At 38.2% G+C, this 22,976-nt stretch carries 22 protein-coding genes; 14 read left to right on the forward strand and 8 right to left on the reverse strand.

The features are described 5' to 3' along the window. Window positions 1-67: 67 nt before the first annotated feature. Entirely contained in the window at window positions 68-280 is a 213-nt protein-coding gene (locus CKV78_RS08395) for a YdcH family protein (RefSeq protein ID WP_005763842.1), read from the forward strand. A 130-nt stretch (window positions 281-410) separates the two neighbouring features. On the opposite strand, the gene pckA is transcribed toward CKV78_RS08395, so the two are convergent. The 5 genes from pckA to yrfG all read right to left on the reverse strand — a co-directional run bounded on the left by pckA (window position 411) and on the right by yrfG (window position 5,085). After that, a complete protein-coding gene (gene pckA / locus CKV78_RS08400; RefSeq protein WP_005763844.1) occupies window positions 411-2,027 on the reverse strand; it encodes a phosphoenolpyruvate carboxykinase (ATP) in 1,617 nt (538 codons plus the stop codon). A 186-nt stretch (window positions 2,028-2,213) separates the two neighbouring features. Next, window positions 2,214-2,927 (reverse strand): outer membrane beta-barrel protein, encoded by a 714-nt coding sequence (locus CKV78_RS08405; RefSeq protein WP_032855446.1) that lies wholly within the window; start codon window positions 2,925-2,927, stop codon window positions 2,214-2,216. A 67-nt stretch (window positions 2,928-2,994) separates the two neighbouring features. Beyond that, entirely contained in the window at window positions 2,995-3,861 is an 867-nt protein-coding gene (gene hslO / locus CKV78_RS08410) for an Hsp33 family molecular chaperone HslO (protein ID WP_005763848.1), read from the reverse strand. A 136-nt stretch (window positions 3,862-3,997) separates the two neighbouring features. Then, entirely contained in the window at window positions 3,998-4,414 is a 417-nt protein-coding gene (hslR, locus tag CKV78_RS08415) for a ribosome-associated heat shock protein Hsp15 (RefSeq protein ID WP_005763850.1), read from the reverse strand. Window positions 4,415-4,428: 14 nt separating this feature from the next. After that, on the reverse strand, window positions 4,429-5,085 hold the full coding sequence (gene yrfG / locus CKV78_RS08420; RefSeq protein ID WP_005763852.1) for a GMP/IMP nucleotidase: 657 nt from the start codon (window positions 5,083-5,085) through the stop codon (window positions 4,429-4,431). Between the two features lie 109 nt (window positions 5,086-5,194). On the opposite strand from yrfG, the gene nudE reads away from it, so the two are divergent. From nudE to nfuA, 10 genes are all read left to right on the forward strand, one after another. Next, the gene (nudE, locus tag CKV78_RS08425; protein WP_005763854.1) at window positions 5,195-5,737 is read left to right on the forward strand and encodes an ADP compounds hydrolase NudE; all 543 of its coding nucleotides are present in this window, start codon (window positions 5,195-5,197) and stop codon (window positions 5,735-5,737) included. 150 nt (window positions 5,738-5,887) lie between these two features. Beyond that, window positions 5,888-7,918, forward strand: a complete 2,031-nt coding sequence (locus CKV78_RS08430; protein WP_005763856.1) for an OPT family oligopeptide transporter — start codon at window positions 5,888-5,890, stop codon at window positions 7,916-7,918. A gap of 163 nt (window positions 7,919-8,081) precedes the next feature. Beyond that, complete coding sequence (gene cysQ, locus CKV78_RS08435; RefSeq protein ID WP_005763857.1) at window positions 8,082-8,909, forward strand: 3'(2'),5'-bisphosphate nucleotidase CysQ; 828 nt, start codon at window positions 8,082-8,084, stop codon at window positions 8,907-8,909. A 71-nt stretch (window positions 8,910-8,980) separates the two neighbouring features. Next, window positions 8,981-10,471, forward strand: coding sequence for a glucose-6-phosphate dehydrogenase (gene zwf, locus CKV78_RS08440; RefSeq protein WP_005763858.1), 1,491 nt, complete (start codon window positions 8,981-8,983; stop codon window positions 10,469-10,471). 57 nt (window positions 10,472-10,528) lie between these two features. After that, complete coding sequence (pgl, locus tag CKV78_RS08445; RefSeq protein ID WP_005763859.1) at window positions 10,529-11,227, forward strand: 6-phosphogluconolactonase; 699 nt, start codon at window positions 10,529-10,531, stop codon at window positions 11,225-11,227. Between the two features lie 207 nt (window positions 11,228-11,434). Beyond that, window positions 11,435-11,854, forward strand: a complete 420-nt coding sequence (locus tag CKV78_RS08450) for a hypothetical protein (RefSeq protein WP_005763860.1) — start codon at window positions 11,435-11,437, stop codon at window positions 11,852-11,854. Between the two features lie 99 nt (window positions 11,855-11,953). Then, window positions 11,954-13,408: a decarboxylating NADP(+)-dependent phosphogluconate dehydrogenase gene (gene gnd / locus CKV78_RS08455; RefSeq protein ID WP_005763863.1), complete on the forward strand. Its 1,455-nt coding sequence runs from the start codon at window positions 11,954-11,956 to the stop codon at window positions 13,406-13,408. Between the two features lie 182 nt (window positions 13,409-13,590). Continuing rightward, complete coding sequence (locus CKV78_RS08460) at window positions 13,591-14,403, forward strand: Cof-type HAD-IIB family hydrolase (RefSeq protein ID WP_005763866.1); 813 nt, start codon at window positions 13,591-13,593, stop codon at window positions 14,401-14,403. Between the two features lie 91 nt (window positions 14,404-14,494). Then, complete coding sequence (locus tag CKV78_RS08465; protein WP_032855448.1) at window positions 14,495-15,181, forward strand: DNA utilization protein GntX; 687 nt, start codon at window positions 14,495-14,497, stop codon at window positions 15,179-15,181. 95 nt (window positions 15,182-15,276) lie between these two features. Continuing rightward, window positions 15,277-15,861: a Fe-S biogenesis protein NfuA gene (gene nfuA / locus CKV78_RS08470; RefSeq protein WP_005763870.1), complete on the forward strand. Its 585-nt coding sequence runs from the start codon at window positions 15,277-15,279 to the stop codon at window positions 15,859-15,861. Between the two features lie 110 nt (window positions 15,862-15,971). Here the strand turns inward: nfuA and CKV78_RS08475 are convergent, their stop codons facing one another. The 3 genes from CKV78_RS08475 to tnaC form a co-directional block, all read right to left on the reverse strand. Continuing rightward, entirely contained in the window at window positions 15,972-17,198 is a 1,227-nt protein-coding gene (locus CKV78_RS08475) for an aromatic amino acid transporter (RefSeq protein ID WP_005763872.1), read from the reverse strand. Between the two features lie 73 nt (window positions 17,199-17,271). Then, complete coding sequence (gene tnaA / locus CKV78_RS08480; RefSeq protein ID WP_005763873.1) at window positions 17,272-18,687, reverse strand: tryptophanase; 1,416 nt, start codon at window positions 18,685-18,687, stop codon at window positions 17,272-17,274. Window positions 18,688-18,796: 109 nt separating this feature from the next. Then, on the reverse strand, window positions 18,797-18,877 hold the full coding sequence (tnaC, locus tag CKV78_RS10720; protein WP_081442238.1) for a tryptophanase leader peptide: 81 nt from the start codon (window positions 18,875-18,877) through the stop codon (window positions 18,797-18,799). 399 nt (window positions 18,878-19,276) lie between these two features. Between tnaC and CKV78_RS08490 the strand changes: the two genes are divergently transcribed. The 3 genes from CKV78_RS08490 to CKV78_RS08500 are packed head-to-tail and all read left to right on the forward strand — an operon-like array spanning window position 19,277 to window position 22,677. After that, on the forward strand, window positions 19,277-19,528 hold the full coding sequence (locus tag CKV78_RS08490) for an oxaloacetate decarboxylase subunit gamma (protein ID WP_005763874.1): 252 nt from the start codon (window positions 19,277-19,279) through the stop codon (window positions 19,526-19,528). Window positions 19,529-19,546: 18 nt separating this feature from the next. Next, window positions 19,547-21,358, forward strand: a complete 1,812-nt coding sequence (oadA, locus tag CKV78_RS08495; protein ID WP_005763878.1) for a sodium-extruding oxaloacetate decarboxylase subunit alpha — start codon at window positions 19,547-19,549, stop codon at window positions 21,356-21,358. 11 nt (window positions 21,359-21,369) lie between these two features. Then, a complete protein-coding gene (locus tag CKV78_RS08500; protein WP_005763881.1) occupies window positions 21,370-22,677 on the forward strand; it encodes a sodium ion-translocating decarboxylase subunit beta in 1,308 nt (435 codons plus the stop codon). Window positions 22,678-22,976 lie beyond the last annotated feature (299 nt).

Genomic DNA, 22,976 nt, shown 5'->3' on the forward strand with positions numbered 1-22,976 from the left:
TCATAAAATGAAAATTCCGTTAAGATAAGTAACAGTATATTTTATACCCTCTAATAAGGAGTTCTCTATGTTCCCAGAATTTCGCGATTTAATATCTAAATTAAAAAATGAGGATTCTCATTTTTCTCGTTTATTTGACAAACACAATGAGCTCGATCAACGAATTAAAAATATTGAGGCAAATATTGAATTAGGTACACCGACTGAAGTTGAAAATCTGAAAAAAGAAAAACTCCGCTTAAAAGATGAAATGTATGTTATCCTGAAAAAACAGGGATAAATGCCAACCAAAACCACCCAACAACAGGTGGTTTTTTTATTGTCACTTATAACATATCCATCCACAATTCGGGCATAAAAAAAACAGCTCGATTTTCACCAAGCTGCTTTTTAATTTAAACGTAATTACATTATGCTTTTGGACCCGCTGCAACTAATGCTTTACCTTCTTCATTAGTTGTATATTTTTCGAAGTTTTTCACAAAACGACTTGCAAGGTCTTCTGCTTTCGCTTGCCATTGAGCTTTGTCTGCATAAGTATCACGTGGATCTAAGATTGCAGGGTCAACACCTGGTAATGCTGTTGGAATCGCTAAATCAAAGATTGGTAATTTATTCATTTCAGCTTTCTCAATTGAACCATCTAAGATAGCATCAATGATACCGCGAGTATCTTTGATTGAAATACGTTTACCTGTACCATTCCAACCAGTGTTCACTAAGTAAGCTTCTGCACCAGCAGCTTCCATACGTTTCACTAACACTTCAGCATATTGAGTTGGGTGAAGTGATAAGAACGCTGCACCGAAACACGCTGAGAATGTTGGTGTTGGTTCTGTAATACCACGCTCTGTACCTGCTAATTTCGCTGTGAAACCAGATAAGAAGTAATATTTAGTTTGTTCTGGCGTTAATTTAGATACTGGTGGTAATACACCAAACGCATCTGCTGTTAAGAAAATCACTTTTTTCGCGTGACCTGCTTTTGATACTGGCGTTACGATGTTGTCAATGTGGTAAATTGGGTAAGAAACACGAGTATTTTCTGTTTTTGAACCATCATCGTAATCAACTGAACCATCAGCACGAACAACCACGTTTTCTAATAATGCATCACGTTTGATTGCACCATAGATATCTGGTTCGTTTTCTGGAGAAAGTTTGATAGTTTTCGCATAGCAACCACCTTCGTAGTTGAATACGCCATCATCATCCCAACCGTGCTCATCATCACCGATTAATTGACGTTTTGGATCAGTTGAAAGTGTTGTTTTACCAGTACCTGATAAACCAAAGAATACCGCTACATCGCCGTCTTTACCAACGTTTGCTGAACAGTGCATTGATGCGATGCCTCTTAATGGTAAGAAGTAGTTCATCATTGAGAACATACCTTTTTTCATCTCACCGCCGTACCAAGTACCACCGATTAATTGCACACCTTCAGTTAAGTTGAATGCAACGAAGTTTTCTGAATTTAAGCCTTGCTCTTTCCAATTAGGGTTGGTTACTTTAGAACCGTTCATTACTACAAAGTCTGGTTTGAAACCGACTAATTCAGCTTCAGTTGGACGAATAAACATGTTTTTAACAAAGTGAGCTTGCCACGCAACTTCTGTTACGATACGTACTGCTAAACGAGTATCAGCATTTGCACCACAAAATGCATCGATCACAAATAAACGTTTGCCAGAAAGTTGTTCAGTGACTAAGCCTTTTAAGCTTTTCCACGTATCTTGTGTCATTGGTTTGTTATCGTTTTTCGCCGCATCACTTGTCCACCAAACCGTGTCTTTAGTTTTGTCATCAAGAACGATATATTTATCTTTTGGAGAACGACCTGTGAAAATACCAGTGTCAACTGCAACAGCACCAGATTGAGTCACAACACCTTTTTCGTAACCATCTAAACCTGGTTTAGTTTCTTCTTCAAATAGTTGTTCATAGCTTGGGTTATAAACGATTTCTTTTACATCATGAATGCCAAGTGTACCAAGTTCATTGATTACTTTATTTAGATCTGTCATACATCACCTCGTAGAGTTAAGTTTTAAAGTTAAAAAATAATTGTGAGCATTTTAATCAAGTTTCTACTCAAAAACTGTTAGGTTGATCAAAATTTTGAAATTTTACTCAACTTTTTTATTTTTCTTTGACTTTTATCATAGAAAAAAACCGTTCATAAAAAGAACGGTTTGCAATGTGTAATAAAATTAGAATTTATAGCCTAGAGAAAGACGTAACGCATCATTCTGATAAGAGTCATTTGTCAGAGCAAGCCCTCTAGTATGGTATTGCAGTCTTGCTTTAGAATGATGATAAGAAATACCTAGCTGAATATTTTTATACTCAACACCCACACCAACGCCATAATATTTACCATTTGTTACGTCAGTATGAATAATATTATCTCGGCTTTTGCCAAACATACCATTACCAGCTACATCCTCATACGTGACATACCGATGAGTAGATTTTACTTTATTGAAGGAATAACCGAAGTCCCCCTGTAAATACACCAACAAATCAGGCTTTAAATTAAGATTAAATTTACCAACAAGATAAACTGGTATAGAAGAGTAACGATTCACTTTAGAATATTCTATTAGCGGAATATCATAATGAACGCCACTGTTACTATCAGATTCTATTGATTTTAGATGGCTATAATTATATGATTTACGCTTAATATAGCCTACACCAACACCTACCTCAAACTCAGGCACAATGCTATAAGTTGCTTCTAAAAATACCCCCGGTGCAACCTTATTTTTCGAAGGGGCATTAAATTTATGAACACTTGGTGAAATCGTTTCAAATTTTGATACTACATCAACGCCTACTTTTCCATAAAGATTGACGTTATTTGATAGAGCCATTGCATTTGTTGCAGTAAGCACTAGCACTCCTAAGATGATTTTTTTCATTTTAAACTCCATTTGTCTTTATAAATCAAGGTTAAATTATAGTTAGTATTGAATAAAAAACAATCCGTTAATTATTTTTCAATACGTTAATAGCTTCTTTATTAAAAAAATAATGTGTGCCACAGCACTCACATTGCATATCAATCGTGCCATTATGTTCAGCTAAGACTTCATCAATTTCATCATCAGGGATTAACAATAATGCTGCACCAGAACGCTCTTGTGAACAACCACAGAAAAACTCAACAGATTGAGCAGGAAAGATCTCTACGGCTGTTTCTTCATGATATAAACGATAAAGTAATTCTTCCGCAGTTAAAGCAAATATTTCTTCATCTTTCACTGTGGCTGTTAAGGTAGCTAAGTGGTCGAAATCTTCTGGTGAACCAGAGCCATCCGGCATAATTTGTAATAACATACCTGCTGCAACAGGTTTGCCGTCAAATTCGCCAGTGCGAATAATGAGTTGAGTTTGTAACTGTTCAGAACGTACGAAATAATCCTCCAAACACGCTGTAATGGTTGGTTTATCTAGCGCAATCACACCCTGATAACGTTCTCCTTCAGTGGGTGCAATCGTTATCACTAAAATGCCTTGTCCCACTAATTGTGCTAAGGTCATATCGTCTTTTACTTCACTTTGTAAACGAGCCAATGCACGGATTTGTTGATTGCTATTACCATTCACCAATGCTAATTTAAGCGGCCCGTCTCCTTGCACTTGTACTGTGATATCCCCTTCAAATTTTAATGTTGCAGTCAATAAACTGGCCGCGACCATCATTTCACCCAGTAAATTTTGGATAACTTGAGGATATTGGTGTGTATTTAACGTGGCATTAAACGTTGAATTTAAACGTACCCATTCACCACGTACAGCACGATCTTTAAATAAATATCGGTAAAGTTTGTCGTTATCAGTTTGATATGTCATTGATTATCCTTTGTGTTATTCTTCATTTTGACCGCGCATTTCAAGCCTATAACGGCTTACTGATAAATTAATTAGACAAAAAGTGCGGTCAGTTCTTACAATATTTAGCTTGCAAATACAATAACTATTATAGCAGTCACAAGCCGTCTTGGTGTTTAAATTTCAAGAGATCACGACGTTCTTTTTTGTTTGGTCTACGATCTGGATGTGGCATTGTGAGGGCATTAATCTTACGAGCAATCGCTATTTTAGCTCGCTGTTCCACGCTTTTTTCCGTTTCTTTATACAGTAATTGTGCCTGAGGTGCGCCACGGCGTTGAGTTGAAAGTGCGGTCACTTCTACTTCTTTTTCTTCATTACCCTGTCGTAACTTAATAATGCCACCTACTTCAACCGCTTTATTCGGTTTAGTGCGTTGACCATTGTAATGGACTTTGCCACCATCAATCATTTCTTTTGCAATAGTACGTGTTTTATAAAAACGTGCCGCCCAGAGCCATTTATCTAAGCGAACTTGATCATTATTTTCTTCAGTATTGCTATGTTTTGCCATAAATCATCCCTTCTTCATTCAATCAAAGTACGATAGTTTTTTACGGAAGAGTGCCGTTCAAATTGCTTATCTGGCAATGAACTATCTGGATTTTCTACACCTAAAGTATAAGCAATACCAAATTGCCGTGCACTGTCCAGTACGTTTTCTGTATCATCAACAAATAAGGTACGCTCGGGTTTAAAATAGTGTTTTTGTTGTAAGCGTTGCCATAAAACTTGCTCCATTTTTGGGGCATCAAACTGATGACTTGATAACAGTAGATCAAAGTAGGGTGTAAAATCACAATATTTTAATTTGGTCTCTAAACAAAAGTGATTACTATCAGTGAGTAAAATCACGTACTTTTTCATGTTATTGAGAGTTTGTAAAAATGGCACAACATCTGACCGCACTTTTACTTGAGGTGCGTGCTGTTGATACATCTGATGTAAGGGTAAATCCAAAGTTTTTGCCCAAAAATCTAAACAGTACCAATCTTTAGTATGCTCAATGGCTTCATAACGTTGTTTGAGCAAATTCGTACTTTCTTTTAAAGAAATATGAAATTTGTCAGCATAAACTTGTGGCACAATTTTTTTCCAAAAAACATGATCAAAATAAAGGTCAATTAATGTACCATCTAGATCTAAAATAACGGTATCGATATTCTGCCAATTAAGTTGTTTCATTCAATGTACTTCCTTCTTACACTTAGCAAGTTATGGTATCGTTATTCAATAATTTTGTAAAATTTAGCAATGGAATAAACGCAATTTGCACTAGCATAGGAGGCATTTAATGCAAAAGCCTGAAATTTTATCGGTTTCAGTTGCCGCCAAATCACAAATTTTTGAAATTCAATCTGTCAAATTACGCTTCTCTAATGGGGAATACCGCACTTATGAGCGTTTCAAACCTAGCAGTCGTGCTGCAGTCATGGTGTTACCAATTGAAGGTAATGAGCTCTTAATGGTGCGTGAATATGCAGTAGGCACTGAACGCTACGAACTAGGTTTTCCAAAAGGGCTAATGGATCCCAATGAAACTCCAGAACAAAGTGCGGTGCGAGAATTAAAAGAAGAAATCGGTTTAGGTGCAAACTCTTTACAACACCTTCGAACCGTCAACACCTCTCCAAGTCATATGAATAATCCAATGCATATCTTTATTGCACGCGATTTCTACCCTTGTAAATTAGAAGGTGATGAGCCTGAACCATTAGAACTTGTCCGTTTTCCACTCGATAAAATTGATGAACTTTTAGTCGATGCAAATTTTTGTGAAGCACGAAACTTAGTCGCACTTTATTGCTTACGAGATTTTTTATATAAGAATTTTTGATTTTTTACAAAATGAAGTGATATTCCATTTGCAATATCATCAATTGAGTGTTATCTAATAATTTCTGTATTTATTGTTTTATGAATAAATATGCAGATAAAAATGGATTTTTCGATCCTAAAACAAACATAACAATTAATGAGGATTTCTATGAGCGGTTCTACGCAATATGCTCCGCAAGACTCTCTGCGTGAATTAACGCTAAGAGGAATGATTTTAGGGGCTTTAATTACTGTCGTATTTACGGCATCAAATGTCTACTTAGGGTTGAAAGTAGGTCTTACTTTCGCATCATCTATCCCTGCTGCAGTTATTTCAATGGCTGTGTTAAAAATGTTCTCAGGGTCTAACATTTTAGAAAATAATATGGTGCAAACCCAAGCATCTGCAGCAGGAACATTATCATCTATCATTTTCGTATTACCGGGTCTCTTAATGATGGGATATTGGCAAGGTTTCCCATTCTGGCAAACAATGTTGATCTGTGCTTCGGGGGGAATTTTAGGGGTTATTTTCACGATTCCTCTACGTAATGCGATGGTAACGCGTAGTGAACTCCCTTACCCAGAAGGCGTTGCAGCTGCAGAGATTTTAAAAGCAGGTAACCACAAACAAGGTAGCGACAGTGGCGTACGTGAGATTATGACTGGCGGTTTAATTGCCGGTGTAATGGCATTCTTAACTAATGGTTTACGTGTAGTTGCTGACGGTGCAAGTTATTGGTTTAAATCAGGCAATGCAATTTTCCAAATTCCAATGGGTTTCTCACTTGCATTAGTGGGTGCCGGTTACTTAGTCGGTATCGTCGGTGGTTTAGCAATTTTACTGGGTATTTTCATTGCTTGGGGTGTAGCAGTCCCTTACTTTAGCGCAGCCGTACCGATGCCAGAAGATGCCAATATGATTAGTTATGCAATGGGTATTTGGAAAGAAAAAGTACGTTTTATTGGTGTCGGTACTATTGGCATCGCGGCAATTTGGACATTAATTATCTTAATGAAACCAATGATTGAGGGGATGCGAGCTTCTTTCCGTAGCTTAAAAGACCCAAATGGACAAACAAGTGAGCGAACAGAGCAAGACTTATCTCCAAAAACAATGGTTTATCTAACACTTGCAACTATTGCATTAATCGCATTCTCATTATATGACTTCATCAGTGTGATGAACCTTTCACCTGAAGTAACCGTTCTGTTAATTGTTGTTTGTACAATTTTCACTGTGGGTATTGGTTTCTTCGTTGCTGCTGCTTGTGGTTATATGGCAGGTTTAGTTGGATCATCATCAAGCCCAATTTCAGGTATCGGGATTATTTCTGTCGTAAGCATTTCACTCGCATTAATGGTTGTAGGCAATGTGACTGGTTTATCTGAAAACCCAGAATCAATGCAATTTTTAACCGCATTGACCATCTTCTCAGGTTCACTTGTAGTGACTATTGCAGCAATTTCAAACGATAACTTACAAGACTTAAAAACAGGCTTATTAGTGCGTGCAACCCCTTGGCGTCAAGAGGTGGCATTAATCATTGGTTGTATCGTAGGTGCATTAGTAATTGCACCAGTGCTTGAAATTTTATATCACGCTTATGGTTTTACAGGTGCATTGCCACGTGAAAGTATGGACCCTGCACAAGCATTATCTGCACCACAAGCAACCTTAATGACCACTATCGCAAAAGGTATCTTCTCACATAGCCTTGAATGGACATATATCTTTGTTGGTATTGGATTAGGTTTAACGTTAATTGTGATTGATTCGTTCTTGAAAAAATCCAGTAGTGGTCGATTTGCATTACCAGCACTTGCAGTAGGTATGGGAATTTACTTACCACCTGTTGTAAATATGCCAATCATTATCGGTGCAGTCTTAGCTTGGTTAATCAACAAACACTTAACTCGCTATGCAACACGTACTGGCAAGAACCAAGAGGTGATTAAAAAATCAGCAGAACGTTTTGGTACATTATTTGCCGCAGGTCTGATTGTGGGTGAAAGTTTAGTGGGTGTCGTACTCGCCTTTATCATCGCTGCTTCTGTCACCTCTGGCGGTTCAGATGCGCCATTAGCACTTCATTTAGAAAACTGGGGAACCGTTGCTGAAGTGCTTGGTTTAATGGCTTTTGTGACTGGTGCAGGTATCTTAGTATTGCGTGTATTACGAGCAAAAAAACAAGCATAATTTTGATTGATTAAGTTGCAGGCTACTAAGATATCTGGTAGCCTGCTTTTTATTTTTACGCAACCGTTTAAATCGTTCTTGCTTCCTATGAATGTAACCGAAGGGCATTGATAGAAAGTGCAGTTGCATCCATTCATAACTCGCTGTTTAAAAGGATATTCCTATGCTAACACTTTCCCCGAAGTTATTAGACGATACCCTCGACATTGCTTATCAAGCGGGAAAGCATTTAGCGGATTTCTATCAGAAATCGAAACAAAGTGCGGTCAATATTCGAAAAAAATCAGATAACACACCGGTGACGGAAGTCGATTTATTTTTAAGCCAATTTTTAATCGAAAAACTCACCGCACTTACGCCTAATATGCCAATTTTATCAGAAGAATGTTGCAAAATTTCGCTAACAGAACGTACGCAATGGCTCGAATATTGGTTAATTGATCCATTAGACGGCACCCAACAATTTATTGATCAAACTGATCAATTCTCAGTTTTAATTACATTAGTGCAAAACAACATACCTGTTCTTGGTATTATTCACGCCCCTTTACTTGATACTACTTATTATGCAATGAAAGGTTTTGGCGCATATAAGTCAGCAGGCAAACGAAAGCAAAAACTCATCCCTCGTCCATTACTTGCCAAAAATAAACTCAAAATTGCTATCGGAGCAACCAGTACAACTAATAAAGTGCGGTCTGTTTTAACGGAAAATTGTGAATATGATTTCCTTATTTATGGTTCAAGTGGTTTAAAAAGTGGCTTAGTCGCAGATGGAACCTGTGATTGCTATATACGACTGGGTAAAACAGGAGAATGGGACACAGCACCAGCTGAAATTTTATTAGCTGAAGTTGGAGGCGCAGTATTTGATACTCAATTTCAACCATTAACTTATAACAAACGAGAAACCTTTATCAACCCAGACTTTATTATGACCTTAGATAAAAACTACGCTTGGCAGAAAATCTTTAAATTTAATGAAGTGTAATAAAAAGCAATTTGTTATAATCATTTACAAATTTATAATATTTTTCAACAATTAATAACCTCAGGAATAAAATGAAAATAGAAGCAGATAATAATTGTATTGTGATTTTTGGTGCTTCAGGAGACTTAACTCATCGTAAGTTAATTCCTGCACTTTATAATCTTTATAAAATAGGCCGTTTAACTGAACATTTTTCAGTATTAGGTGTAGCACGTACAGAATTAAGTGATGAAAGTTTCCGTGACAAAATGCGCCAAGCATTAATTAAGCACGAGGGTGCCAATGGTGAAACTTTAGAAGAATTTTGTAACCATTTATATTACCAAGCTTTAAATACCTCAGATGCAAGTGATTATGGCAAATTAATTCCTCGCCTTGATGAACTGCACGATAAATATCAAACCTATGGTAACACTCTCTATTACCTTTCTACACCACCAAGCCTTTATGGTGTGATCCCTGAATGTCTAGCTGCACATGGCCTAAATACCGAAGAATTTGGTTGGAAACGTTTAATTGTTGAAAAACCATTCGGCTATGATATTCGCACTGCAAAAGAATTAGATATTCAAATTCACCGTTTCTTTGCAGAACACCAAATTTATCGTATCGACCATTATTTAGGTAAAGAAACCGTACAAAACCTACTCGTTTTACGTTTCTCAAACGGTTTATTTGAACCTCTTTGGAACCGAAATTTCATCGATTATGTTGAAATTACAGGTGCAGAATCCTTAGGTGTTGAAGAACGTGGTGGTTATTATGACGGTTCAGGTGCGATGCGTGATATGTTCCAAAACCACTTATTGCAAGTGCTTGCAATGGTTGCAATGGAACCACCTGCAATCATCAATGCAGATTCAATGCGTGATGAAGTGGCAAAAGTGCTCTATTGCTTACACCCATTAAGCCAAGATGATTTAGAAAATAACTTAGTGCTCGGACAATACGGTACTGGTGTGATCAATGGTGAAGAGGTCAAAGGTTACTTACAAGAAAAAGGCGTGCCAGCGGACTCAGATACAGAAACCTATATGGCATTACGTTGTGAAATTGACAACTGGCGTTGGGCGGGAGTGCCTTTCTATGTACGTACTGGTAAACGTTTACCGACTCGAGTGACTGAAGTTGTGATTCACTTCAAAACCACGCCACACCCAGTATTCAGCCAAAAAGCACCTGAAAATAAACTGATTATCCGTATTCAGCCAGATGAAGGCATTTCAATGCGTTTCGGCTTGAAAAAACCGGGGGCAGGCTTTGAGGCTAAAGAAGTGTCAATGGATTTCCGTTATGCTGATCTTGCATCACCAAGTTTATTAACCGCTTATGAGCGCTTACTTTTAGATTCAATGAAAGGTGATGCAACGCTATTTGCGCGTACTGATGCGGTACACGCCTGCTGGAAATTTGTTGAGCCAATTTTAGATTACAAAGCGAAAAATGGCAGAGTATATGAATATGAATCAGGCTCTTGGGGACCAACAGAAGCGGATAAATTGATCGCAAAAACAGGCCGTGTGTGGCGCAGACCTAGCGGTTTAATGAAGAAAAAAGTGTAATTTATTCAATAATCCCCCTAGTCAAGGGGGATTATTGAAAATAACTTAGGATACGCAATGAATACAGTTATTTTTGACAACGCACAAAATGCCGTCGAAAAAATCGCACAAGAGCTTTTAGCATATAGCCTTGAAAATCGCCCTGTGCACATTTCTTTATCTGGCGGGTCAACGCCGAAATTATTATTTAAAACCCTCGCACAAGTGCCTTACAACACTGAAATTCAATGGCAAAACTTGCATTTCTGGTGGGGTGATGATCGTATGGTGTTACCAACCGATCCTGAAAGTAACTACGGCGAAGTGCAAAAATTATTATTCGATCACATTCAAATTCCTACAGAAAATATTCACCGTATTCGTGGCGAAGAGCCAGTAGAAACTGAACTTAAACGCTTTGAGCAAGAGCTAAGTGCGGTCGTTCCTGAGCAAGTTTTTGATTGGATTATTTTAGGTATGGGAACAGATGGACACACTGCATCACTTTTCCCACATCAAACTAATTTTGATGATCCACATTTAGCGGTTATCGCAAAACACCCTGAAACAGGGCAAATCCGTATTTCAAAAACGGCAAAATTGATTGAACAAGCGAAACGAGTGACTTATTTAGTGACTGGTGCAAGCAAAGCAGAAATTTTGAAAGAAATTCAAACCAAGCCAGCAGAAAGTTTGCCTTACCCAGCTGCGAAAATTAAAGCGAAAAAGGGCATTACAGAGTGGTATTTGGATAAAGATGCGGCGAAGTTGCTATAACAAGTGGTGAGATTTTTCGAAATTTTACAAAAGATTCGAGTACCAAATATAGGATAGCGCTCGTTTCCAACGAGTGCTAAAAATTAAGGTACTCGTCAAAGACGAGCGCCATCGGGGGATGAAATTCAGTAAGTTTTCAAGCGTGGCTTAAGAGATAAAAGTGCGGTATTTTTTTGAAAAATTTTCTTACTTAATCAGGAGTTTAAAATGAAAAAACTATTTTCTCTTTTCATTGTATTGACTTTAATGGCTTGCTCATCTGCAATTAGCCCATATGATATTGCTCGGAAAATTCCTAAAAATACGAATAAAACTATCATTTTTAATGTAAATGCAGCTAATAATAGCGCATCTAATTTAATCTTAGCAGGAGTGATGAAAACTAGCTCAGGTGGAATAAACAAGCAATTAATGGATTTAGTGACTAATGACAATTTAAACATTGGTATTTCAGGCAAAAGCCAAATGTTAAACAAAGTCGCTGCCACATATGTTATTGAGAATGGTAAATTCGGAAAAAATACCAAACTCTTTATGGTTGGCGATAGCGAACAAGATAAAAAAGAATTAGAACAATCCGCTAATACAAAAAATATTCCTTTTGAGTATTTTTTAGTAGGTAAGTAAGATTGGTAAAAAGAACAAATCGTTATCCACGAAAAGTACCTAACAGAGTATTACCTTTATTAGAAAAATATATGATTTCTTAAAAAACAGGAGCAAACAATGTCAGTAAAAGGTGACATCGGCGTTATCGGCTTAGCGGTAATGGGCCAAAACTTAATTTTAAATATGAATGATCACGGCTTTAAAGTAGTGGCATTCAACCGTACTACTTCGAAAGTCGATGAATTTTTACAAGGTGCTGCGAAAGGCACAAACATTATCGGGGCTTATTCATTACAAGACTTAGCGGATAAATTAGAAAAACCGCGTAAAGTGATGCTAATGGTGCGTGCGGGTGATGTTGTCGATCAATTCATCGAGGCATTATTACCTCACTTAGAAGAAGGCGACATCATTATTGATGGCGGTAACACCAACTATCCTGACACTAACCGTCGTGTGGCTTACTTACGCGAAAAAGGCATTCGCTTTATTGGTACGGGTGTTTCTGGTGGCGAAGAAGGTGCACGTTTCGGGCCTTCAATTATGCCAGGCGGTGATGAATCAGCGTGGGAACACGTAAAACCAATTCTACAAGCTATTTCTGCGAAAACCGAACAAGGCGAAGCGTGCTGTGACTGGGTGGGTCGTGATGGAGCAGGTCACTTCGTGAAAATGGTTCACAACGGTATCGAATACGGCGATATGCAACTTATCTGCGAAGCATACCAATTCTTAAAAGAAGGAGTAGGTTTATCTGATGATGAGTTGGAGGCAACGTTCAACGAATGGCGTAACACGGAGTTAGACAGCTATCTTATCGATATTACAGCAGATATTTTAGGCTACAAAGATGAAGATGGTTCTCGCTTAGTGGATAAGATTTTAGACACTGCGGGTCAAAAAGGGACAGGTAAATGGACAGGTATCAACGCTCTTGATTTCGGTATTCCATTAACACTTATCACTGAATCTGTGTTCGCACGTTGCGTATCTTCATTCAAAGATCAACGTGTTGAAGCATCAAAATTATTCAACAAAGCAGTGGGCAAAGTGGAAGGCGATAAAAAAGTGTGGATTGAAGCAGTACGCAAAGCGTTATTGGCATCAAAAATCATTTCTTACGCACAAGGCTTTATGTTAATCCGCGAAGCATCTGAAAACTTCGGTTGGAATATTAACTACGGAAACACCGCACTTTTATGGCGTGAAGGTTGTATCATCCGTAGCCGTTTCTTAGGTAACATCCGCGATGCTTATGAAGCTAACCCAGATTTAATCTTCTTGGGTTCAGACGATTACTTCAAAGGCATTTTAGAAAATAGTTTAGGTGAATGGCGTAAAGTGGTCGCAAAATCCATTGAAGTGGGTATCCCAATGCCTTGTATGGCGTCAGCGATCACCTTCTTAGACAGCTACACTAGCGAACGTTTACCAGCAAACTTATTACAAGCGCAACGTGACTACTTCGGTGCACACACTTATGAACGCACTGACAAACCACGTGGTGAGTTCTTCCATACTAACTGGACTGGTCGTGGTGGTGATACAGCATCAACGACTTACGATGTGTAGCTAAAACTCACTAAAAATTAACCGCACTTTGCTGTCAGCCGACTAAAAGTGCGGTGTTTTTTTATTGTATTTTCTGGTGATTGGAGCACCAAATTGGGCGGCTAGCTCAAGATACTTTTTATGGCAGTATTTGCTCACACTTAAAGAATACTGGCTTTCATATCAATACTAGAAGGAAGCTTATGAACATTCCTAATTACAAAAACCAAATTAAAATCGTCTTTTTTGATATTGATGAAACCTTGCTGATCAAAGATGAAGATCGTATCCCTGATAGCGTTGTGCCTGCGTTAAACAAATTGAAAGAAAACGGTATTATTACTGCGATTGCGACTGGGCGTACACCTTCAAACTTCCCACCCAAAATTAAAGAACTCATTGCACAAACTGGGATGGATTTATTTGTAACGATTAACGGGCAATATATTGATTATAAAAATGCGCCGTTAGAAAAAAACACTTTACCTACTGAAAAAATCCAAAAACTTGTGGATTTCTTTGAAAAACACCAAATTGAATACGCACAAATTTCCCCAACAGATACTGCCATTTCAGCGGCAACTGAAGAAGTGCGTGGTGCATTAGATCCACTAAAAGGTCATTATTATGTGGATAAAGATTTCTTCAAAAATAATGATGTTTTCCAAATTCTTGCGTTCTATAACACAGAAAAAGATGAACTCGTTCAAAACTCTGGCGTGTTAGCGGGCTTACAATCTGTACGTTGGCATAAAGACTCAATGGACTTATTTGACGCCAACATTTCAAAAGCAAGTGGTATTGCAAGCGCAATTCGCCATTTAGGCTTTGAAATGGAAAATGTAATGGCATTTGGTGACGGCTTAAATGACATTGAAATGCTCCGCACCGTTGGCGTGGGCGTGGCAATGGGGAATGCTCATGAAGATGTGAAAAAAATTGCACGTCACATCACTCGCCCAATTGATCAAGATGGGATTCACTACTTCCTTAAACAAGCTGGCTTATTAGATTAATTATTTTTGCGATCCAGATCGAGGCGTGTACATTAAGGACACGCCTTTTTTATGTTTCCGTTTTAGATTAATGCTTTTTACGGAGAATAAAATGAACTGGTTTGGTTTTCGCTGTTTTTTGTGCCAACAGCCTTTGGCAATTGCCCATCACGGCTTGTGTTCACACTGTAATCAAACTATTCATCGCTTTACTTATTGCGGACATTGTGGAATGGAAATTGCACGCCCTGCATTGCATTGTGGGCGTTGCTTACAAAACGAACCTAGTTGGGATCGCATAGTGATTATCGCACGTTATATGGAACCCTTGTCACAACTCATTCATCACTTTAAATTTCAAAAATCCTTCTTTTTAGACCGCACTTTAGCACGCCTTTTATTACTTGCTGTTTATGATGCAAGACGAATTTATGGACTTACTTTGCCTGATGTGCTGATACCTGTGCCACTCTATCATTTTCGCCAATGGCAGCGTGGTTACAATCAAGCAGATTTATTAGCGCAACAATTGAGCAAGTGGCTGAAAATTCCCGTAGATAACCAACTGGTACAACGCTGTAAACATACTCACACGCAACGAGGTTTAAGTGCTACTGACAGACGTAAAAACTTACGTCACGCTTTTCAGTTATCGGATAAACAATCAAAATGCCGCTATCAATCTGTCGCCTTAATTGATGATGTGATCACCACTGGTTCAACACTCAATGAAATCGCAAAATTATTGCGTAAAGCAGGTATTCAGCATATTCAAGTTTGGGGATTGGCAAGAACCTAAGCAAAGATAATTGCTGTAAAAGGTGGAAAAAAAGGCAATCTCGGAGTATCATTTCTGACAATCTTACTCAAGTATTGAATTTTTTAGGATAACTTATGGAACAAATTAAGATTTCAGAAGCGGCACAAGCACATTTCCGCCGCTTGCTCGATCAACAAGAAGAAGGCACAAATATCCGCATTTTTGTGGTCAATCCGGGTTCACCAAATGCAGAATGTGGCGTGTCATACTGCCCTGCAAATGCGGTTGAAGCAACAGATACAGAAATGAAATATGCTACCTTCTCTGCTTTCGTTGATGAAATCAGCTTACCTTTCTTGGAAGATGCTGAAATTGATTATGTGACTGAAGAACTTGGTGCACAGCTTACTTTAAAGGCACCAAATGCAAAAATGCGTAAAGTAGCAGACGACGCACCATTAATAGAACGAGTGGAATATGTGATTCAAACTCAAATCAACCCTCAGTTAGCGAGCCACGGCGGTAAAATCACGTTAATTGAAATCACTAATGAAGGCTATGCGATTTTACAATTCGGTGGTGGCTGCAACGGTTGCTCAATGGTAGATGTCACCTTAAAAGACGGTATTGAAAAACAGTTATTGTCCCTGTTCCCAAATGAATTAAAAGGTGCAAAAGATGTTACCGAACACCAACGCGGCGAACATTCTTACTACTAACCACAAAAAAGAATTAATTGACAAATAACTAAATTAGCGCCCGATAAATATATTCATTTTTCAGGGCGCTAATTTTTTGTTCCACATCATACGTTACATCTATTCAATATCTAACCTTTAAATGCCGGCAACATATTAAACATAGCTAAGAAATGGAAAAGTGCGGTCACAATACCGAATAAAATGACTATCACAATGGTGATATTACCCCCTCCCACAATAAAACCTACTTTGCCATTTGGCATAGTACGTGATTTTCTAGCGAGCATTGCCGGAATTAAACAGGTCCAAATTGTTGCTACAGCACCTGCATAACCAATCGCTTTTAAGAAACCAAGCGGGAATAGTACAGACAGTGCTAATGGAGGTAAGAATGTTACAGCCCAAGATTTTAAACGCCCTTCTTTTGTATTGTCGAATTTGAAGAAATCAGCAAGGAAATCAAAGACCCCTAAACCTACACCAATGAAAGAAGATAAAATAGCAGCTATAGAGAAAGCATTAATCGCTTGTTTTACTGATGCTGATTCGATGACATTACCTAATGCACCAAGTAATACATCTAAGTTACCGTCACTAGCAAGTACAGGGCCAAATTGGCTACGAGGTAAGTTACCAAAAATCGAGATGATCCACACTAAATAAAGCGCTAATGCAATGCTGGTTCCCCCTAAGATCGCATATTTTGCTTTACGCTCATCGCCATAATAAGCACGCATTGTAGCTACAGAGTGGTGATAACCAAATGAGGTCAATGCCACAGGCAATAACCCCATTGCATACATGGCATAGTTAGAGTCAGCCCCTTGGGTATCAAATAATGTTGTTAAATCAATATTTACAGTTAATCCAAATACACTGAAAATAAATGACAATGCCATGAAGATGATGAGTAATACAGACACTCGGTCAACAATACGAGTGGAATGCCACACAAAGAAAGAGAAAACTAATACAAATATGACTGACCAAATACGAGAATCAAGCTCTAAATAAGGTCCTATTAATCCACTTAAAATTCCACCTGATGCCGTTGTATAGGCATACAATAAAATACCACCTACAAAGTAAACAGCAAGGTTATTAATCACATTCACTGAATTACCGAGCATATCTTTTGTTACGGTATTAAATGAAGCACGCAGATCATAATGTTTATAAGCTTCTAATAATAACCAACCAGAGATCGTCATTATAAACATCGTAAAGCAAACGGTAAGAATAGACCAAATTGTCCAGGCACCGGCACCTGAGCTTGGTAGACCTAGCATTCCAGCACCAACACATACGCTAGCAATAATGCAAGCACCACCAAAAATTGAGGGGGTCTTTTTCATAATGCTTTTCCTTTTGAATGAAATAAATGAAAAAATGCAGTTTCTAGTCAATCAGAAACTGCATTTAATTTTTTTATACTTCTTTTAAGCGTGCCGTGAAATGACGTAAGACTTTCGGCTCATAAGTAAAGGTTAATCCTTTAATATTTTCAGCATTTTCCTTCACGTGTTTAAAAGCTTCAATAATAAAGTCCATATGAGTTTGAGTATAAGTCGCACGTGGTACTGTTAAGCGTAGTAACTCTGCTGGACAAGGTAATTGTTTTCCTGTTTTTGGATCACGACCTAATAAGAATGACCCAATTTCTACCGCACGAATCCCCGCTACTTTATACAGTTCACAAGCTAACGCTTGTGCAGGGAATTGATCCGCTGGAATATGTGGCAATAATTTTCCTGCATCAACAAATGCTGCGTGACCACCAGGTTGCTGACAAACCACTCCTATTTCTTCTAAGCCATTAACAAGATATTCAATTTGGTTAATACGATAAGCTAACCAATCTTGACGCATACCATCACGTAAACCAACCGATAAACGTTCCATTGCGCCACCCTCTAAGCCACCGTATGTTGGGAAGCCTTCTTGTACAACACAAAGTGTACGACATTCGTTATAGACATCTTCCATGCGTTTATCTTTGAAGCACAATAAACCACCCATTGGAACCATTGCATCTTTTTTCGCAGACATTGCTAATGCATCTGCGTATTTATAGCTTTCATACGTGATTTGTTCTATTGTCCAGCTCTTATAAGCTGCTTCACGTTGTTGAATGAAATACGCATTTTCTGCAAAACGCGCAGAGTCCATTACCACAGGAATATCATATTTCTGTGCAATTTGGTACATTGCACGCATATTTGCAAGTGATACTGGCTGACCACCTGCTGAGTTACAAGTTATTGTACAAACGATATAAGGTACGTTATTCGGACCAACTTCAAGAATACCTTGCTCTAATTTTTCAATGTCAAAGTTACCTTTAAAATCTGCATTAACACCTGTATCAAATGCTTCTTTGGTGTAAACATTACGTACAGTTGCACCGTTGATTTGGCTGTGGCCTTGTGTTGTATCAAAGAAGTAGTTTGAGAATACAACCATTTTGCTACGATCTAACCCCTTCTCTTGCTCACGTTTTTTGATTAATACCGGGATATAGATTTGTTCAGCCCCACGACCTTGGTGAGTCGGAATGGTATATTCATAACCAAAAATGTCTTTCACTGCATTTGCTAATGCATAATAACTACGACTGCCACTGTACGCCTCATCGCCACGTAACATCGCAGCTTGCATTTCTTGTGTCACAGCACCTGTTCCACTATCAGTTAACAAATCAATAAATACATCTTCACTATCTAATAAAAATGGATTCATACCAGCTTTTAAAATCGCTTGATCACGATACTCTCTGGTTGTTCTTTTTACAGGCTCAATGACACGAATACGGAATGGCTCTGGTAAATGTTTGAAGTTTTCCATAATAAAATCCTTAATTTTAAATAGATTATTTGGACAGAATAAGTATTGGATTACTCTGATAAATAAATGATGAAAAGTAGATGTTTCTTAATAAAAACAGTGAAAGGGATTAACGAATTATGGGAAAAAAGAAAGTCAATTTTGGATCAACGATAATCCAAACTTGATTAGGTGATAAAATCGACATCATAAAATTATCCTTTTTCAAATTAAAAGATAACAACTTATATCGAGTAAGAATTCACTCTCATAAAAAGGTATCGTTCATTGTTCAATTTGTCACCATTATTTTTTCAGAGTTGTGAGTAGAATCACAAAAATCAGTAAGAAAACATCGAAAATATTTAACCGCACTCTAAAAGCTGATTAGAATCAGAAAATTAACTATTATCATAGGATATAAGGGGTTATACTTCTTATTCCATCTTATAGCAAACCTGCTATGTATGGTATGCAAACTAATATAATTGAAAAACGCACAAATAATTGCTTGAAAAATGAACTCTCTAATTTTGTGATTTAAGTCAATTTATTTATAGCGAGAAACAAGTATTATTTCACAACATCATTCTAAAAAAGGAGTGCGATAATGACAAACGCAGAACTTCTGCAAGAAGGTATTAACTTGATGTTTGCTGGCGTAGGATTTGTGATGATTTTCTTACTTATCCTGATTTACGCTATTGAACTGATGTCCGTCGTCATCAATAGATTCTTCCCTGAACCTGTTGTCATTCCACCGACAAAAACTACTCAACCTGAACAAAATGATTTAGATCGTTTACGACCTGTGATTGTTGCGGCAATTGCTCATCATCGTCGCCAACAAGGAATCAAATAATTCAAAAGGAAATACACAATGACTACTCAAACTAAAAAAATTGCTATTACTGATGTCGTTTTACGTGATGCTCATCAATCTTTATTTGCAACACGTTTGCGTCTTGATGATATGTTGCCAATTGCAAATGAACTTGATCAAATTGGGTATTGGTCCTTAGAGGCTTGGGGAGGGGCAACTTTCGATGCTTGCATTCGTTTCTTAGGTGAAGATCCTTGGGTACGTTTACGAGAATTAAAACAAGCAATACCAAACACACCATTGCAAATGTTATTACGTGGTCAGAATTTATTAGGCTATCGTCATTATGCAGATGATGTGGTTGACCGTTTCGTTGAGCGCTCAGTGAAAAATGGGATGTCAGTATTCCGTGTATTTGATGCAATGAACGACCCACGCAATATGAAACAAGCACTTCAAGCAGTTAAACGCAATGGTGGTCACGCACAAGGTACATTAAGTTACACCACCAGCCCAGCACACAACCTACAAACTTGGTTAGATACAACTGAACAGCTTCTTGAAATTGGCGTAGATTCTGTGGTGATTAAAGATATGTCCGGTATCTTAACCCCAGCTGAAGCTTATAAATTAGTAAGTGAAATCAAAAAACGCTATGACGTGCAATTACACTTACACTGCCACGCAACAACAGGTATGGCAGAAATGGCATTGTTAAAAGCAGTGGAAGCTGGCGTTGATGGTATCGATACTTCTATTTCTTCAATGAGTGGTACTTATGGCCACCCTGCAACTGAAGCTTTAGTTGCAACGTTACAAGGTACTCAATTCGACACAGGCTTAGATATTAATAAATTAGAACGTATCTCTGCTTACTTCCGTAACGTACGTAAAAAATATGCGAAATTTGAAGGTCAATTACGTGGTTCAGACAGCCGTATTCTTGTAGCACAAGTGCCAGGCGGTATGTTGACTAACCTTGAAAGCCAATTAAAACAACAAAATGCATCAGACAAATTAGATGAAGTATTAAAAGAAATTCCTCGTGTACGTGAAGACTTAGGTTTCATTCCATTAGTAACACCAACTTCACAAATCGTAGGTACTCAAGCAGTAATTAACGTATTAATGGGCGAACGTTATAAAACGATTGCAAAAGAAACTGCAGGTATTTTAAAAGGGGAATATGGTCGTACACCAGCACCAGTAAATGCTGAGTTACAGGCAAAAGTGTTAGATGGAGGGCAACCAATTACTGACCGCCCAGCTGATCACATTGCACCAGAGATGGACAAATTAGCAGCTGAAATTAAACAACAAGCGAAAGAAAAAGGCGTAAAACTTGCCGAAAATGAAATTGACGATGTGTTAATCGTGGCACTCTTCCCGCAAATTGGTTGGAAATTCCTTGAAAACCGTGGCAATCCAGATGCTTTCGAACCTGCGCCAACATTAGAACCGGCGAAAACTACAGAAAAACCGACCGCACCTGTAGCGAAAGCACCAGTATCAGGTCCTTCTGTTTATACTGTTGAGCTTGAAGGTAAAGCATTCGTAGTGAAAGTTAGCGAAGGTGGTGAAATTAGTGATATCGCACCAACGTCAGCACCGCAAGCAGCGCCTCAACCACAAGCTGTGCCAAAACCAGCAGCGGCAGGTACACCAGTGAGTGCACCAATGTCAGGTAACATTTGGAAAGTTGTTGCAACTGAAGGTCAAAAAGTGGCTGAAGGTGATGTATTGCTAATTCTTGAAGCAATGAAAATGGAAACTGAAATCCGTGCAAACCAAGCAGGTACGGTACAAGGTATTTGTGTGAAAGCAGGTGATACTGTTTCTGTTGGCGATACCTTAATGACATTGGCATAAGAGGTCATTCTATGGAAAGTATTTACGCATTATTGCGCGGAATGGGGATTATGCACCTCGAGTGGGGGCAAGCAATAATGATAGGCATTAGCCTATTGTTATTATGGCTCGCCATTGCACGCAAATTCGAACCGTTGCTGCTCTTGCCAATCGGCTTTGGTGGATTGTTATCCAACATTCCAGAAGCTGGCTTAGCAATGACAGCATTAGATAACCTTCTGCACCACGGTACTGCTGAGCAACTCGCAATTGTCGGTGCAAAATTAAATACTATTGCTGATCCAAATGCAATTAAAGCGGCTTTAAGTTCTACCTTACCTTCTGTTCAAAATGAATTAGAAGTGATGGCTGGTGATATGGGCTACACTGCCGGCGTGCTGGCATTATTCTATAAAGTGGCGATTGGCTACGGCGTTGCACCATTAGTTATCTTTATGGGAGTAGGTGCAATGACTGACTTTGGTCCATTGTTAGCTAACCCTCGTACTTTATTATTAGGTGCAGCAGCACAGTTTGGTATTTTCGCAACAATTATCGGTGCATTATTATTGAACTGGACAGGCATTATCAACTTTACCCTGCCACAAGCGGCAGCGATTGGAATCATTGGTGGTGCTGATGGTCCAACAGCGATTTATCTCGCAAGTAAACTTGCGCCTGAATTATTAGGTGCAATTGCAGTAGCTGCTTACTCTTATATGGCATTAGTGCCACTGATTCAACCACCAATTATGAAAGCACTCACTACAAAAGAAGAACGCAAAATTCGTATGGTGCAATTACGCAATGTTAGTAACCGTGAGAAAATTCTTTTCCCAATCGTATTAGTGACTTTAGTTGCGCTATTGCTTCCAGATGCGGCACCATTACTTGGTATGTTCTGCTTTGGTAACTTATTACGCGTGAGTGGCGTTGTAGAACGTTTAAATGATACTGCACAAAACGCCTTAATTAATATTGTCACTATTTTCCTTGGTTTGTCCGTCGGTTCCAAACTAGTGGCAGATAAATTCTTACACCCACAAACTTTAGGTATTCTTTTATTAGGTGTAGTTGCCTTTGGTATTGGTACTGCAAGTGGAGTATTAATGGCAAAATTAATGAACAAATTAAGCCGCCATAATAAAGTTAATCCACTTATTGGTGCCGCTGGTGTTTCTGCTGTACCAATGGCAGCACGTGTTGCGAATAAAGTTGGCTTGGAAGAAGATCATCAAAACTTCTTACTAATGCACGCAATGGGGCCAAACGTTGCAGGTGTAATTGGTTCAGCCATTGCTGCTGGTGTAATGTTAAAGTATGTTTCAGCGATGATGTAATCTAATCACATTAATAAAAGCGAGTACTGTTTGTGTGCTCGCTTTTTTATTTCAATGATATATGCCTTTTACTTAGGGTTAAATATGCCATCTCTACTATTATTACTAGTGTACATTAAAGGAAATGCCACAAAAGGCTATATGATCTAATAAATGTAGACATAGATGACGTAATGAACAGGATAATGTGGATTATAAAGCTTCATTAAATACCAATAAGTGATTAAATGAAAAAATCTATATCCACACTTCTTAGTCAGAACTCATAAAACAAATAGGCACATAATTTTGTATTAGAA

Origin of the sequence: Pasteurella dagmatis (genome assembly GCF_900186835.1) — a bacterium.
Taxonomy (GTDB): domain Bacteria; phylum Pseudomonadota; class Gammaproteobacteria; order Enterobacterales; family Pasteurellaceae; genus Pasteurella; species Pasteurella dagmatis.

What these genes read in the sequence shown, in the direction of transcription:
- CKV78_RS08395 (WP_005763842.1), top strand. Translation starts at nt 68, where the DNA reads ATGTTCCCAGAATTTCGCGATTTAATATCTAAATTAAAAAATGAGGAT.
- pckA (WP_005763844.1), bottom strand. Translation starts at nt 2,027, where the DNA reads ATGACAGATCTAAATAAAGTAATCAATGAACTTGGTACACTTGGCATT.
- CKV78_RS08405 (WP_032855446.1), bottom strand. Translation starts at nt 2,927, where the DNA reads ATGAAAAAAATCATCTTAGGAGTGCTAGTGCTTACTGCAACAAATGCA.
- hslO (WP_005763848.1), bottom strand. Translation starts at nt 3,861, where the DNA reads ATGACATATCAAACTGATAACGACAAACTTTACCGATATTTATTTAAA.
- hslR (WP_005763850.1), bottom strand. Translation starts at nt 4,414, where the DNA reads ATGGCAAAACATAGCAATACTGAAGAAAATAATGATCAAGTTCGCTTA.
- yrfG (WP_005763852.1), bottom strand. Translation starts at nt 5,085, where the DNA reads ATGAAACAACTTAATTGGCAGAATATCGATACCGTTATTTTAGATCTA.
- nudE (WP_005763854.1), top strand. Translation starts at nt 5,195, where the DNA reads ATGCAAAAGCCTGAAATTTTATCGGTTTCAGTTGCCGCCAAATCACAA.
- CKV78_RS08430 (WP_005763856.1), top strand. Translation starts at nt 5,888, where the DNA reads ATGAGCGGTTCTACGCAATATGCTCCGCAAGACTCTCTGCGTGAATTA.
- cysQ (WP_005763857.1), top strand. Translation starts at nt 8,082, where the DNA reads ATGCTAACACTTTCCCCGAAGTTATTAGACGATACCCTCGACATTGCT.
- zwf (WP_005763858.1), top strand. Translation starts at nt 8,981, where the DNA reads ATGAAAATAGAAGCAGATAATAATTGTATTGTGATTTTTGGTGCTTCA.
- pgl (WP_005763859.1), top strand. Translation starts at nt 10,529, where the DNA reads ATGAATACAGTTATTTTTGACAACGCACAAAATGCCGTCGAAAAAATC.
- CKV78_RS08450 (WP_005763860.1), top strand. Translation starts at nt 11,435, where the DNA reads ATGAAAAAACTATTTTCTCTTTTCATTGTATTGACTTTAATGGCTTGC.
- gnd (WP_005763863.1), top strand. Translation starts at nt 11,954, where the DNA reads ATGTCAGTAAAAGGTGACATCGGCGTTATCGGCTTAGCGGTAATGGGC.
- CKV78_RS08460 (WP_005763866.1), top strand. Translation starts at nt 13,591, where the DNA reads ATGAACATTCCTAATTACAAAAACCAAATTAAAATCGTCTTTTTTGAT.
- CKV78_RS08465 (WP_032855448.1), top strand. Translation starts at nt 14,495, where the DNA reads ATGAACTGGTTTGGTTTTCGCTGTTTTTTGTGCCAACAGCCTTTGGCA.
- nfuA (WP_005763870.1), top strand. Translation starts at nt 15,277, where the DNA reads ATGGAACAAATTAAGATTTCAGAAGCGGCACAAGCACATTTCCGCCGC.
- CKV78_RS08475 (WP_005763872.1), bottom strand. Translation starts at nt 17,198, where the DNA reads ATGAAAAAGACCCCCTCAATTTTTGGTGGTGCTTGCATTATTGCTAGC.
- tnaA (WP_005763873.1), bottom strand. Translation starts at nt 18,687, where the DNA reads ATGGAAAACTTCAAACATTTACCAGAGCCATTCCGTATTCGTGTCATT.
- tnaC (WP_081442238.1), bottom strand. Translation starts at nt 18,877, where the DNA reads ATGATGTCGATTTTATCACCTAATCAAGTTTGGATTATCGTTGATCCA.
- CKV78_RS08490 (WP_005763874.1), top strand. Translation starts at nt 19,277, where the DNA reads ATGACAAACGCAGAACTTCTGCAAGAAGGTATTAACTTGATGTTTGCT.
- oadA (WP_005763878.1), top strand. Translation starts at nt 19,547, where the DNA reads ATGACTACTCAAACTAAAAAAATTGCTATTACTGATGTCGTTTTACGT.
- CKV78_RS08500 (WP_005763881.1), top strand. Translation starts at nt 21,370, where the DNA reads ATGGAAAGTATTTACGCATTATTGCGCGGAATGGGGATTATGCACCTC.